General features: G+C 71.6%; 10 protein-coding genes. 9 read left to right on the forward strand and 1 reads right to left on the reverse strand.

Annotation, left to right across the window (positions count from 1 at the left end):
- Positions 1-79: 79 nt before the first annotated feature.
- A complete protein-coding gene (locus tag ACGFYN_RS27370) occupies positions 80-1,822 on the reverse strand; it encodes a dolichyl-phosphate-mannose--protein mannosyltransferase (RefSeq protein WP_393868524.1) in 1,743 nt (580 codons plus the stop codon).
- A 132-nt stretch (positions 1,823-1,954) separates the two neighbouring features.
- On the opposite strand from ACGFYN_RS27370, the gene rsmI reads away from it, so the two are divergent.
- From rsmI to ACGFYN_RS27415, 9 genes are all read left to right on the forward strand, one after another.
- Entirely contained in the window at positions 1,955-2,815 is an 861-nt protein-coding gene (gene rsmI / locus ACGFYN_RS27375; protein WP_393868525.1) for a 16S rRNA (cytidine(1402)-2'-O)-methyltransferase, read from the forward strand.
- Positions 2,816-3,049: 234 nt separating this feature from the next.
- Positions 3,050-3,496, forward strand: coding sequence for a hypothetical protein (locus ACGFYN_RS27380; protein ID WP_393868526.1), 447 nt, complete (start codon positions 3,050-3,052; stop codon positions 3,494-3,496).
- A gap of 46 nt (positions 3,497-3,542) precedes the next feature.
- A complete protein-coding gene (locus tag ACGFYN_RS27385; protein WP_393868527.1) occupies positions 3,543-4,433 on the forward strand; it encodes a TatD family hydrolase in 891 nt (296 codons plus the stop codon).
- Between the two features lie 166 nt (positions 4,434-4,599).
- Positions 4,600-6,012, forward strand: coding sequence for a ubiquitin-like domain-containing protein (locus ACGFYN_RS27390; RefSeq protein WP_393868528.1), 1,413 nt, complete (start codon positions 4,600-4,602; stop codon positions 6,010-6,012).
- A gap of 35 nt (positions 6,013-6,047) precedes the next feature.
- Entirely contained in the window at positions 6,048-6,923 is an 876-nt protein-coding gene (rsmA, locus tag ACGFYN_RS27395) for a 16S rRNA (adenine(1518)-N(6)/adenine(1519)-N(6))-dimethyltransferase RsmA (protein ID WP_393868529.1), read from the forward strand.
- Entirely contained in the window at positions 6,920-7,819 is a 900-nt protein-coding gene (locus ACGFYN_RS27400) for a 4-(cytidine 5'-diphospho)-2-C-methyl-D-erythritol kinase (RefSeq protein ID WP_393868530.1), read from the forward strand. The genes rsmA and ACGFYN_RS27400 overlap by 4 nt, the downstream gene beginning before the upstream one ends.
- A gap of 83 nt (positions 7,820-7,902) precedes the next feature.
- Complete coding sequence (locus ACGFYN_RS27405) at positions 7,903-9,705, forward strand: ABC-F family ATP-binding cassette domain-containing protein (RefSeq protein WP_393868531.1); 1,803 nt, start codon at positions 7,903-7,905, stop codon at positions 9,703-9,705.
- 192 nt (positions 9,706-9,897) lie between these two features.
- Positions 9,898-11,706 carry a PQQ-binding-like beta-propeller repeat protein gene (locus ACGFYN_RS27410; RefSeq protein WP_393868532.1) on the forward strand — a complete coding sequence of 603 codons (1,809 nt, stop codon included), beginning with the start codon at positions 9,898-9,900 and terminating at the stop codon, positions 11,704-11,706.
- Between the two features lie 52 nt (positions 11,707-11,758).
- Positions 11,759-13,624 (forward strand): PQQ-binding-like beta-propeller repeat protein, encoded by a 1,866-nt coding sequence (locus ACGFYN_RS27415; RefSeq protein ID WP_393868533.1) that lies wholly within the window; start codon positions 11,759-11,761, stop codon positions 13,622-13,624.
- The last annotated feature ends 155 nt before the right edge of the window (positions 13,625-13,779 follow it).

Raw genomic sequence — 13,779 nt, forward strand, 5'->3', positions numbered from 1 at the left:
CGGGGGTGTTGAAATTACATAAGCTGTGAAGTGACGTTTTTTGACCGCATTCCTGCCATATGTCAGCCGAACGTGGCTGCTACACCCACGTGTCCAGCCACATCCGCGAGCGCCACTCGTCGATCGGGATCGCCGTGCCCGTGTACAGGGGCCAGAAATAGATGAAGTTCCAGGCGATCAGCAGGACCAGGACGCCCGCGCCCGTCGCTCCCGCCACCCGGCGGGTGTCGCTGGAGCCCGGTGGGCCGATGATCGCGCCGAGGAGCATCGCCACCGCGAGGCACAGGAACGGGACGAAGACGACGGCGTAGAAGAAGAAGATCGTCCGCTCCTGGTACATGAACCAGGGGAGGTAGCCGGCCGCGATGCCGCAGGCGATCGCGCCCGCGCGCCAGTCGCGGCGGAAGAACCAGCGCCACAGGACGTACAGGACCGCGAAGCAGGCCACCCACCACAGCAGCGGCGTGCCGATCGCCAGGACCTCGCGGGCGCACTTGCCGCCCGCGTTCGCGGGGCAGCCGTCCGTGCCGGGCGAGGGCGACTCGTAGAAGTACGAGACCGGGCGGCCGTCGACGAGCCAGCTCCACGGGTTGGACATGTACGTGTGGGGCGAGGAGAGGCCGACGTGGAACTTGTAGACCTCGTGCTCGTAGTGCCACAGGCTGCGCCACCAGTCCGGGAACAGCCAGGTCCACATGCCGCCCTTGCCGTCGGTGGCGGCCCAGTTGCGGAAGTAGCCGCCGGAGCCGTCCGTGGGCGAGAGGATCCAGCCGATCCAGGAGAGCAGGTAGGTGGCGATCGCGACCGGCACCATGGCCAGGGCCGTGATGCCCGTGTCCCGCATGAGGACCGCGCCGTACGGGTGCCGCGCGCCGGCCACCTTGCGCGAGCCGACGTCCCACAGGACCGCCATCACGCAGAAGGCGGCCAGGATGTACAGGCCGTTCCACTTGGTGCCGATGGCGAGACCGAGCAGCAGGCCGGCCGTCCAGCGCCAGGGACGCCGGCCGAGGCGGGTCGTCTCCGCCGTGTGCGCGTCCGGGCGGATGCGCCCGTCCTCGTCGACCGGCAGCGCCGCGGCGAGTTTCTCCCGTGACCTGTCGCGGTCGATGACCAGGCAGCCGAACGCGGCCAGCACGAAGAACATCAGCACGCCGTCGAGCAGCGAGGTGCGGGCCATGACGAAGGCCAGCCCGTCCACCGCCATCAGCGCGCCCGCCAGGCAGCCGAGGAAGGTGGAGCGGAAGATGCGGCGCCCGATGCGGCACAGCATCAGCACCGACAGCGTGCCGAGCAGCGCGGTCATGAACCGCCAGCCGAACGGGTCGAAGCCGAAGATCAGTTCGCCGAGTCCGATGACGTACTTGCCGACCGGCGGATGCACCACGTACGCGGCGTCGGTCGGGATCTTCACGTGCCCGTGCGTCTGGAGGATCAGGTCGTTGGCGTTCTTGTCCCAGTTGACCTCGAAGCCGCGGTGGACGAGCGCCCAGGCGTCCTTGGCGTAGTACGTCTCGTCGAATATCACCGCCTTCGGGCTGCCCAGGTGCCAGAACCGCATGACGCCCGCCATCAGCGTGACCAGCAGCGGACCGCCCCAGCCCGACCAGCGCGCGATCCGCCCGGCGAGCGCCGTCGGCACCCCGAGGACCTGCCACAGCCGCGGGTTCGGCCGGACGTACGGCGGCACCAGACGCTCCCGTACGTCGCTTCTGGGCCCCGCCGTGTATCCGAAACGGCGCAGCCGCTGCTGCCACGACGGCCGCTGGTCTTGCGGGGCCTGGCCTTGCCGGGTGTCCGGGGAGGACGCGGTACTGGTCACCGCGCCATCGTAGGGAACCGTGCTGTGTGAGTCCCGTGCATGGGTGGTAACGGGCAGGTATGCGTCCGGTCGAGGAGTTCTGCGCAAAGGCGGTGGGCGTCCGCCCCGGCCGGGCCCTGGGAGGATGGGGGCGTGACTGGAACCCTTGTCTTGGCGGGCACCCCCATCGGCGACGTCGCGGACGCACCGCCCCGGCTGGCCGAGGAGCTGGCCGGGGCCGACGTGGTCGCGGCGGAGGACACGCGGCGGCTGAAGCGGCTGACGCAGGCCCTGGGGGTCACGCCCAAGGGGCGGATCGTGTCGTACTTCGAGGGCAACGAGTCGGCCCGTACGCCCGAGCTGGTCGAGGAGCTCGTGAACGGCGCGCGCGTGCTGCTCGTCACGGACGCCGGTATGCCCTCGGTGTCGGACCCCGGCTACCGGCTGGTCGCCGCCGCCGTCGAGAAGGACGTCCGGGTCACCGCCGTCCCCGGCCCGTCCGCCGTGCTCACCGCGCTCGCGCTGTCCGGGCTGCCCGTCGACCGGTTCTGCTTCGAGGGGTTCCTGCCGCGCAAGGCGGGCGAGCGGCTGACCCGGCTGCGGGAGGTGGCCGGGGAGCGGCGCACGCTCGTCTACTTCGAGGCCCCGCACCGGCTCGACGACACCCTCGCCGCGATGGCCGAGGTGTTCGGGGCCGAGCGGCGGGCCGCCGTCTGCCGGGAGCTGACCAAGACGTACGAGGAGGTCAGGCGGGGCGGCCTGGCCGAGCTGGCGGCCTGGGCGGCCGAGGGGGTGCGCGGCGAGATCACCGTGGTCGTCGAGGGGGCGCCCGAGAAGGGGCCGGAGGAGCTCGACGCCGCCGAGCTGGTGCGCCGGGTGCGTGTGCGTGAGGAGGCGGGGGAACGCCGCAAGGAGGCGATCGCGGCCGTCGCCGCCGACGCCGGACTGCCCAAGCGGGCCGTGTTCGACGCGGTTGTGGCTGCGAAGAACGCCGCTGCCCAGGGTGGCTCGTGAGGCGCCTCGGGACGCCTCTGAGCTGGGCGCATCTCCGCTGAGCGCGCGCCCCACGCGCATGCAAAGGACTATCGTGGAAGGCAAAGCGCAGGCCCCGTGATCGAGGCCGGTATGGCAAGGAAAGTCCAAATCGGCTCCAACAGTCGACAGGCCTGATGCATTCGCGCCGGTAGAAGCGTCCACTGGTCGAAGGGACGCACCCGTCCCTGTGTCCAGCGGACAAGAGGAGCTGGCATGAGTGAGATGGCAGGGCAGTCCGGCCTCCGCGGCACGGCGACCGCGGTCGTGCACGAGTCGTATTCCTTCGCGTGCATGCGCTGCGGGCACGGCTGGGAGCAGTCGTACGAGATAGAACACCACAAGGACGCCGACGGCCACGAGTTCGTGATGTACGTGGCGGGCGGCCAGGTCGTCCCGTCTCCGCTGTCCAAGCCGGCCTGCTCCAACTGCGACGGCCACAGCGTGCGGATCATGCGGGCCGGACAGGTCTCGTCGGCACGCGACGCGGAGCTGAGGCAGTACCACCGCACGCCGCAGCCCCGGCCGGCCGACGCCCCGAAGCCTGAGGTCCCGAAGTCCGAGGTCGGTGCCATGGCGACCGCCGAGCCCCCCGCGCCCGAGCAGCACCATCACTGGCACCTGTCCGATCTCCTGCACCCCTTCCAGCGCAAGACGGACTGACGGCTCCGGCGGCCGGACGTGCATGCCCCTTTCGTAGGATCGGGGCATGCCTTCGAACAGTTCCGGCCCCCGTGAGAAGAACGCTGCGCCGCCTCTCCCGGAACCCCTCCGGGTGGCCGTCGCCGACTCCCACACCCATCTCGACATGCAGTCCGGCACCGTGCAGGAAGGGCTCGCGAAGGCCGCCTCGGTGGGCGTGACGACGGTCGTGCAGGTGGGCTGCGACGTGCGGGGCTCGCAGTGGGCGGCCGAGACGGCGGGGTCGTACGATCGCGTCCACGCGACCGTCGCCCTGCACCCCAACGAGGCGCCCCGCATCGTGCACGGCGACCCCGACGGCTGGTCCCGGCAGGAGGCGCGCGAGCCGGGTGGGACGGCGGCGCTCGAGGAGGCGCTCGCCGAGATCGAGCGCCTGGCCGCGCTTGCGCAGGTCAAGGGCGTCGGCGAGACCGGCCTCGACCACTTCCGCACCGGGCCCGAGGGCAAGGAGGCGCAGGAGGCCTCCTTCCGCGCCCACATCGAGATCGCCAAGCGGCACGGCAAGGCCCTGGTCATCCACGACCGCGACGCCCACGCCGACGTGCTGCGCGTCCTCAAGGAGGAGGGCGCGCCCGAGCGGACGGTGTTCCACTGCTACTCCGGCGACGCCGAGATGGCCGAAGTGTGCGCCCGTGCCGGGTACTTCATGTCCTTCGCCGGCAACGTCACCTTCAAGAACGCCCAGAATCTGCGGGACGCGCTGTCCGTGGCGCCCCTGGAGCTGGTCCTGGTGGAGACCGACGCACCCTTCCTGACACCGGCGCCGTACCGCGGACGGCCCAACGCCCCGTATCTCATTCCGGTCACGGTGCGTGCCATGGCGGCCGTGCGCGGCATCGGCGAGGACGCGCTGGCGACAGCCCTCGCGGCGAACACGGCCCGCGCCTTCGGCTACTGAGGGTGGATGGTTCATAACCCTCCGATAACACCGGCGGGCCGTCATCTCGGGCCCCGTCGCGACCCTGTGTAGTTGCGCCGCTTTGGAGAGTGATACCGGCTCCGCTAGGTTCTGGTGGCCCGATCCGGACCCTTATGGACCCCTCGGCCCCCTGGAGCGTGTCGGCGTGAGCAAGTCGCAGTACGAGACGTACGAGGCGTACGGGACGTTCGAGGCGCACGAGCCCGACCCCGCGTACCGGCCGCCGGAGTACGGCGGATTCGACGTGCACAGCGCGCAGACGCTGACGTACGGGATGCCCGGCGCGTACGACGACACCTACCGGCCCGCCTACCAGGCGCCCGAGCCCCCCGCCGAGGTGACCACGGCGGCGCTTCCGCGGCAGCTGGGCGGCGCGGCGGGCGAGGACGTGCCCGGGGCCGCCGCGCGGGCCGGAACGGGTCGCCGGGGTGCGCGCCGGCGCAAGCCGCGCTACGGCGAGCGTTCGGAGGGCACGGTGCGCCGGCTGCTGCCCCAGGCGCTGGTCGTCGCCTTCCTGGCCGGCGGCACCACCGCGTTCGTCGCCCAGGACAAGGCGGTCGAGCTGACCGTCGACGGCAAGCCGCGCACCCTGCACACCTTCGCGGACGACGTGACCGAGCTGCTCGCGCAGCAGAGCGTCGAGCTGGGGGCGCACGACGTGGTCGCGCCCGCCCCCGGCACCGAGCTCGCCAGCGGTGACGAGGTCTCCGTGCACTACGGCCGGCCCGTGCGGCTCACGCTCGACGGCCACCGGCACGAGGTGTGGACGACGGCGCACACGGTGCAGGAGGCGCTGGAGCAGTTCGGGGTGCGGGCGGAGGGCGCGTACCTGTCCAGCTCGCGCTCCCTGCCCATCGGGCGCCACGGGCTCGCCCTCGACGTGCGCACCGAGCGCTCCGTGACGGTCATGGCCGACGGCCGCGCCCGCACGGTCCGCACCAACGCGGCGACCGTGCGGGAGGTCGTCGAGGAGGCCGGGATCACCCTGCACGGCCAGGACACCACGTCCGTCCCGGCGGACAGCTTCCCGCGCGACGGGCAGACCGTCACCGTGCTGCGGATCAAGGGCACCAAGGAGGTCCGCGAGGAGGCGATCCCGTACAAGGTGCAGCGCACGGAGGACTCCTCGCTGTTCAAGGGCACGGAGGTCGTCGAGCGGGCGGGGCAGCCGGGGCTGCGGCGCGTCACGTACTCCCTGCGCACCGTCAACGGCGTGAAGCAGAAGCTCCGCAGGACGGGCGCGGAGCTGGTGCGCGAGCCGCGGCCCGAGGTCGTGAAGGTGGGCACCAGGCCCATGCCGACCTCCGTGCACGGCGCCGACGGCCTGGACTGGCACGGTCTCGCGACGTGCGAGTCCGGCGGGAGGCCCAACGCCGTGGACCCCTCGGGCACGTACGGCGGCCTGTACCAGCTCGACTCCCGGACCTGGCGCGGCCTCGGCGGCAGCGGCCGGCCGCAGGACGCCTCGGAGCAGGAGCAGACGCTGCGCGCCAAGAAGCTGTACGTGCGCCGCGGTGCGAACCCCTGGCCGCACTGCGGGGCCCGGCTGCACGGGTGAGCGGCGGTCCTGCGCCGCCCCGTACCCTTGTCGCCGTGAGCACCAGCCCCGCCCCCGACGCCCTCCTGGGCCCCGCCGACGTCCGTGAACTCGCGGCGGCCCTCGGTGTCCGGCCGACCAAGCAACGCGGCCAGAACTTCGTGATCGACGCCAACACGGTCCGGCGGATCGTGCGCACCGCGGACGTTGGGCCGGACGATGTGGCGGTGGAGGTCGGGCCGGGACTCGGCTCCCTGACGCTCGCGCTGCTGGAGGCCGCCGACCGTGTCGTCGCCGTGGAGATCGACGACGTCCTGGCCGGGGCGCTGCCCGCCACCGTCGCGGCCCGGATGCCGGAGCGTGCGGAGCGCTTCACACTGGTGCACTCCGACGCGATGCAGGTGACCGAACTGCCCGGGCCCGCCCCGACCGCGCTGGTCGCGAACCTCCCCTACAACGTCGCCGTGCCCGTCCTGCTGCACATGCTCGAGACCTTCCCGAGCATCGAGCGCACCCTGGTCATGGTCCAGTCCGAGGTCGCCGACCGCCTCGCCGCCGCGCCCGGTTCGAAGGTGTACGGCATCCCGTCCGTGAAGGCGAACTGGTACGCCGAGGTCAAGCGGGCCGGCGCCATCGGGCGCAACGTCTTCTGGCCCGCGCCGAACGTCGACAGCGGCCTCGTCTCGCTCGTCCGCAGGACCGAGCCGCTCAAGACGACCGCCTCGCGGCGCGAGGTGTTCGCCGTCGTCGACGCCGCGTTCGCGCAGCGGCGCAAGACGCTGCGGGCCGCGCTCGCCGGCTGGGCCGGCTCGGCCGCGGCGGCGGAGGCGGCGCTGGTCGCCGCCGGGGTGTCGCCGCAGGCACGCGGAGAGGCCCTGACCGTCGAGGAGTTCGCCCGCATCGCAGAAGGCAAGGAGCCGGGTCACAAGTGAGCGTCACCGTCCGTGTCCCCGCCAAGGTCAACGTCCAGCTCGCGGTGGGCGCCGCCCGCTCCGACGGCTTCCACGACCTGGCCAACATCTTCCTCGCGGTCGGCCTCTACGACGAGGTCACCGTGACGCCCGCCGACGAGCTGCGCGTCACCTGCGAGGGCCCTGACGCCGATCAGGTGCCCCTGGACGCCACCAACCTGGCGGCCCGCGCGGCCCTCGCGCTCGCCGGGCGGCGCGGCATCGAGCCGAACGTGCACCTGCACATCGCCAAGGACATCCCGGTCGCGGGCGGTATGGCGGGCGGCAGCGCGGACGGGGCGGGCGCCCTGCTGGCCTGCGACACGCTCTGGCGGACGGGCGCGTCCCGGGCCGAACTGCTCTCCATCTGCGCCGAGTTGGGCAGCGACGTGCCGTTCAGCCTGGTCGGCGGTGCGGCGCTGGGCACCGGTCGCGGCGAGAAGCTGCGCCTGCTCGAGGTCGGCGGCACCTTCCACTGGGTCTTCGCGATGGCCGGCCGCGGGCTGTCCACCCCGGCCGTCTTCCGCGAGTTCGACCGGCTGGGGGAGGGGCTCGACATCCCCGAGCCCCTCGCCTCCCAGGAGATCGTCGAGGCCCTCGCGAAGGGCGATGCGGACGCGCTCGCCGCGGCCGTCTCCAACGACCTCCAGCCCGCCGCCCTCTCGCTCTTCCCCGAGCTTGCCGGCACCCTCGCGGCCGGCCGCGACGCCGGTGCCCTGGCCGCGCTGGTCTCGGGCTCCGGTCCGACCACGGCGTTCCTCGCCCGGGACAAGGAGGCGGCGGCGAAGGTGGCCCAGGCGCTGACGGTGTCCGGCACCTGCCGGACGGTGCGCACGGCGTCGGGTCCGGCGCCGGGCGCGACCGCGCTGGGCGGCTGACGGCGGCGAGCGGCCGCGCGTGCGGGACGGCGCGTCCCGCCGACTACCCTGGAAGGTCGATCGACCCCCGGGGCAGGAGAAAAATGGCCGTCAATCTGGTCAATGTCGAGAACGTCAGCAAGGTGTACGGCACCCGTGCCCTCCTCGACGGCGTCTCCCTCGGCGTCTCCGAAGGCGACCGGATCGGGGTCGTGGGGCGCAACGGCGACGGCAAGACGACCCTCATCCGGATGCTGGCCAAGCTGGAGGACGCCGACACGGGGCGGGTCACCCACTCCGGCGGGCTGCGTGCGGGCGTGCTCACGCAGCACGACTCCCTCGACCCGCAGGCGACCGTCCGCCACGAGGTCATCCGGGACCTGGCCGACCACGAGTGGGCGGGCAACGCCAAGATCCGCGACGTGCTCACCGGCCTGTTCGGCGGCCTCGACCTGCCCGGTTTCCCGCAGGGCCTGGACACCGTCATCGCGCCGCTGTCCGGCGGAGAACGGCGCCGTATCGCCCTCGCCAAGCTGCTCATCGAGGAGCAGGACCTGCTCGTCCTGGACGAGCCCACCAACCACCTCGACGTCGAGGGCATCGCCTGGCTCGCCCGGCATCTGCGCGAGCGGCGCTCCGCGCTCGTGTGCGTCACCCACGACCGGTGGTTCCTGGACCAGGTGTGCACGCGCATGTGGGACGTGCAGCGCGGTGCCGTCTACGAGTACGAGGGCGGCTACTCCGACTACGTCTTCGCCCGTGCCGAGCGCGAGCGCATCGCCGCCACCGAGGAGACCAAGCGGCAGAACCTGGTGCGCAAGGAGCTCGCCTGGCTGCGCCGCGGCGCCCCCGCCCGTACGTCCAAGCCCCGCTTCCGGGTCGAGGCGGCCAACGAGCTCATCAAGGACGTACCGCCGCCCCGGGACAGCACCGAGCTGATGCGGTTCGCCTCCACGCGGCTCGGCAAGTCCGTCTTCGACCTGGAGGACGTCACCGTCCAGGCCGGGCCCAAGGTGCTGCTCAAGCACGTCACCTGGCAGCTCGGGCCCGGCGACCGGATCGGCCTCGTCGGGGTCAACGGCGCCGGCAAGACGTCCCTGCTGCGGGCCATGGCGGAGGCCGCCCGCACCGAGGGCGAGACACAGCCCGCGGGCGGGCGGGTCGCCGTCGGCAGGACGGTCAAGCTCGCCTACCTCTCCCAGGAGGTCACCGAGCTCGACCCGCGACTGCGGGTCCTGGAGGCCGTCCAGCAGGTGCGCGAGCGCGTCGACCTCGGCAAGGGCCGGGAGATGACGGCCGGGCAGCTGTGCGAGACGTTCGGCTTCAACAAGGAGAAGCAGTGGACGCCCGTCGGGGACCTCTCCGGCGGTGAGCGGCGCAGGCTCCAGCTGCTGCGGCTGCTGATGGACGAGCCCAACGTCCTCTTCCTCGACGAGCCCACCAACGACCTCGACATCGAGACCCTGACCCAGCTCGAGGACGTCCTCGACGGCTGGCCCGGCTCGATGATCGTCATCTCCCACGACCGGTTCTTCGTCGAGCGCACCACCGACCGGGTGTTCGCCCTGCTCGGCGACGCCACCCTGCGGATGCTGCCGCGCGGCATCGACGAGTACCTGGAGCGGCGGCAGCGGATGGAGGAGGCGGTCGCCGCCGCGGCGCCGGTCGCGGAGAAGGCCGTCCCCGAGAAGAGCGCGGCCGACCAGCGCGCCGCCAAGAAGGAGCTGCAGAAGATCGAGCGGCAGCTCGACAAGGTCTCCGAGCGCGAGACGAAGCTCCATGCGCAGATCGCCGAGAACGCCACGGACTTCGCGAAGGTGGCCGAACTGGACGCGCAGCTGCGGGGCTTGACCGGCGAGCGGGAGGAACTGGAGCTGCGCTGGCTGGAACTGGCCGAGGACGCGTGAAGGGTGCGTGAAGACGCATAACGGCGGCGTCACGGGCCGGTCCTCCCTTGGGAACAGGGGGATGGACGGCCCGGTGCGGTGTCGGTCGTGAGTGATAGAAAGAGCCGTCTGAGAACTTTCTGAGTACGACTCTGGGTCATCGCGTACCTCAGGGCGTGGCTAAAAATCAGTGAACGAGGGGGAGACGCGCTGATGACTCAGCCGCCCAACCAGCCGCCGCAGCCGCCGCAACCGGAGCCGCAGGGCGGCTTCGGAGCGCCGCAGACTCCGCCGCCACCGCAGGGGGCGCCCCAGACGCCACCGCCCCCGCAGTCGCCGCCGCCCGGCACCCCCCAGCCCGGCTACGGCTACCCCCAGGCACCGCAGGCGCCCCAGCAGCCGGGCCCGTACGGACAGCCCTCGGGCCCGTACGCCCAGCCCGGCCCCTACGGCCAGCCGGCGGGTCCCTACGGTCAGCCCGGTCCGTACGGCCGGCCCCAGCAGCCCGGCCCGTACGGCCAGCAGCCCGGATACGGCTATCCGCAGCCGCAGTTCCCGGGCGCGCCCGGCACCCCGCCGCCCGGCTCCGGCTCCAAGAACCCGTTCAAGGGCAGGCCCGGTCTCGCCATCGGTGCGGCCGTCGCGGCGCTGGCCGTCATCGGCGGCACCGTCTTCGCCGTGACCAGCGGCGGCGGGGACGACGACAAGAAGCCGGTCGCCCACAAGAGCGACGACCCGAAGCCCAGCGCCAGCGCCCCGGTCAACCCCGGTGACGGCAGCGGCGACGGAGGCTCGGACTCCGAGGACCTCAACTCCGGGCGCCAGCCCGGCGAGGCGAAGGTGCTCTGGTACAAGACGGCGCCGGACGCGCCCGGTTCGGGCGCCGACGCCCCCGGCATGTGGATCACCGACAAGACTGCGGTGAAGGCGGCGTACAAGGAGCTCGTCGCCTACAACGTCGGCGACGGCAAGCCCACTTGGGACCCGATCACCTTCCCGCAGAAGATCTGCGCGGTCACCCGGCAGCAGTCGTCCGACGACAAGGTCGTGGTGGCCTACGAGAGCGGCACCAGCGACCGCGCGAAGTGCAACCAGCTCCAGCAGGTCGACCTGAACACCGGCGCGAAGGGCTGGAAGACCCAGCTCACCGACGGCGCGCTCTTCGACAGCACCATCACCGTCTCCCTGTCCGTCACGGGCAAGACGCTGATGGTGGGCCGCTCGCAGTCCGGGGTGGCGTACGACATCGACTCCGGCAAGAAGCTCTTCGACAAGCGGAAGTACGGCGACGCCTGCTTCCCGACCGCCTTCGCGGGCGGCAGCAAGCTGATCGCCGTGTCCTCCTGCGACGCCACCGGGTCGAAGGAGCACGACGAGATGCAGGAGCTCGACCCGAAGACCGGCAAGGCGAAGTGGACGCAGAAGTTCGACAAGGGCTGGACGGTCGCGCGGACGTACTCCGTCGACCCGCTGGTGGTCTACAGCACGAACCAGGACAAGAAGGCGTGGAACATCTCCACCTTCAACTCCAACGGCACCTTCAAGTCGCAGGTCGGCTTCGACGAGAAGTTCGCCCCCCAGTGCGGTTGGGCGATCCTCAGCCGTGACCTCCAGGGCTGCAAGGGCGTGGCGTCCGACGCGACCACCCTCTACCTGCCGACCGAGGCGACCACCGGCGCGAACGAGATCGTCGCCGTCAACCTCGCCACCGGCAAGGAGAAGTGGCGGGTGAAGTCCCCGGCGGACGAATCGATGCTGCCGATCAGGACCGAGGGCGGCAAGCTCATCGCCTATGTGCAGCCCTCGTACGACGCGGGCGGCCAGATCGTGTCGATCGCGACCGCCGGTTCGGGCCACAAGCCGGTGAAGCTGCTGCAGAACCCTTCCGGCGCCGCACAGGTCGAGAACGGCTTCTTCTCCAAGGACTTCGACTGGGTCGACGGGCGCTTCTATCTCTCGACCACCCGGCTGAACGGCAATGACGACACGAAGGAGAAGTTGATGCTCGCCTACGGCAAGTGACTCCTCCTCCGCCCGTGCCGTCCCCGCCGTCCCTTCCCGAGGTACTTACGTCATGACCCAGCCCCCGCCCCCGCCGCCCAACCAGCCGCCCCAGCAAGGTGGTTTCGGTCCGCCGCAGGACCCGCCGCCGTCCCTGGACAAGCCCCAGCAGCCGCCGCAGGTGCCGCCCACGCCGCCGCAGCAGCCCGGCTTCGGCGCCCCGCAGCAGCCGGGATACGGCGCCCCGCAGCCGCCCCAGGCCCCGCAGACGCCTCCCCCGCCGCCCGGGCAGCAGCCCGGCTACGGCTACCCGCAGGCGCCGCAGGGCCAGCAGCCGCCCCAGCCCCCGCAGACGCCGCCGGGCTACGGCTACCCCGCTCAGCAGCCGAACCCGTACGGACAGACCCCCAACCCCTATGGCCAGCAGCCGGGTTACGGCTACCCGCAGGGCACCATGCCGCTCCAGCCGCAGGCCGGGCAGCCGGCCGGCCGCAAGGGGATCAACGCGCAGCTGGTCATCATCGTCGCGGCGGTCGTCGCGATCGCGCTGATCGTCGGCGGCGGCATCTGGTACGCGAGCTCGGGCAAGAGCGACGGCAAGAAGGACGACACCGCGAGCTCCAGCGGCGGCACCGGTGGCAAGGACGCCAAGGGCGACACCGGCGGCGCGTCCGGCAAGGGCGACGAGAAGGTGCCGTCCGACCCCGCCTCCCGGGTCCTGTTCCAGGTCCCGGAGCCCAAGGTGGACGACAGCACCGTCGTGTCCGGTTCGTGGCTCACCGACAAGGCGTACGTCAAGGCCGGCGTCGCCGAGATCAACGGCTACGACCCCGACAAGGGCACCAAGCTGTGGACCATCAAGCTGCCCGGCCCGGTGTGCGAGGCCAGCACGCACACCACGGCGGACAACAAGACGGCCATCGTCTACCAGCCCAAGATGCCGCCGAAGAACAGCTCGGCCGGGTGCAGCCAGGTCTCCGCGATCGACCTGAACGCGGGCACGAAGCTGTGGACCCATACCGTCAACTCCGGTGACCGGCCCATCAGTCTGGACAACGTCACGGTCAGCGCGAGCACCGTCGCCGCGGGCAGCACCAGCGGCGGCGCCGCCTGGGACGTCACCTCCGGCAAGTCCCTGTGGTCGCCGAAGCCGACGGACACCTGCTACGACGCCGGGTACGGCGGCGGCGCGAAGCTGGTCGCGGTGCGCAAGTGCGGCACGTACGACCAGCGTGAGCTGCACATCCAGACCATCGACCCGAAGTCGGGGAAGGTGATCACGGAGTACAAGATGACGGCGGGCATCGAGTACGCCTCCGTGGTGTCGACCGACCCGCTGGTGGTCGCCGCGGACGTGGGCGACAGCGCGGGCGACGGCAGCGGCATCTCGGACTTCTTCTCCATCGACAACAAGACCGGCAAGCTGATCACCCGGATCTCCGCGCCGGGCGACCAGTTCGCGGCCAAGTGCGACGGCATCACGAAGATCGAGTCGTGCACCGGCCTCGCGGTGGGCAACGGCAAGCTGTACATCCCGACCGAGGAGCACGACGGCACCGGGGACTACAGCAAGACCAACGAGGTCGTCGCCTTCGACCTGGCCACCGGCAAGCAGACCGGCCAGCGTGCGGACGCGGGCGACGGCTACACGATCACGCCACTGCGCATGGACGGCGGCAACGTGATCGCGTACAAGCGCCCGCCGTACGACAAGGGCGGCCAGGTCGTCAGCATCGACGGCGGCTCCTTCAAGGAGACCAAGCTGCTGGAGAACCCGTCGACGGAGCAGGTGCGGGACGCGGAGACCCGGATGTCACCGGAGTACTCCGAGCTCCTCTTCAGCCAGGGCCACCTGTACATGTCCGGGGTCTACGCGGACAAGCCGTCGACCACGGGCGACAAGGAGTACCTGGCGATCGCCTTCGGCACCTCCGGCTGACGCCTCGCGCATCCGGCCGGAACGGCCCCGTCCCTGCTCAGGGGCGGGGCCGCGCCTGTATCGCGCATCGTCCTCGAATGCCAGATTTTCCGTCGATCCGGGTCACTTCTCACGTGTAGGGGGAGCGCTTCGTCGAACAAGCGTGTAGCTTCCGG

This window comes from Streptomyces sp. NPDC048419 (assembly GCF_043200415.1).
In the GTDB taxonomy this organism is placed as follows: domain Bacteria; phylum Actinomycetota; class Actinomycetes; order Streptomycetales; family Streptomycetaceae; genus Streptomyces.

Coding starts and splice junctions, on each gene's coding strand:
- ACGFYN_RS27380 (WP_393868526.1), top strand. CDS start 3,050: ATGAGTGAGATGGCAGGGCAGTCCGGCCTCCGCGGCACGGCGACCGCG.
- ACGFYN_RS27410 (WP_393868532.1), top strand. CDS start 9,898: ATGACTCAGCCGCCCAACCAGCCGCCGCAGCCGCCGCAACCGGAGCCG.
- ACGFYN_RS27385 (WP_393868527.1), top strand. CDS start 3,543: ATGCCTTCGAACAGTTCCGGCCCCCGTGAGAAGAACGCTGCGCCGCCT.
- ACGFYN_RS27405 (WP_393868531.1), top strand. CDS start 7,903: ATGGCCGTCAATCTGGTCAATGTCGAGAACGTCAGCAAGGTGTACGGC.
- ACGFYN_RS27415 (WP_393868533.1), top strand. CDS start 11,759: ATGACCCAGCCCCCGCCCCCGCCGCCCAACCAGCCGCCCCAGCAAGGT.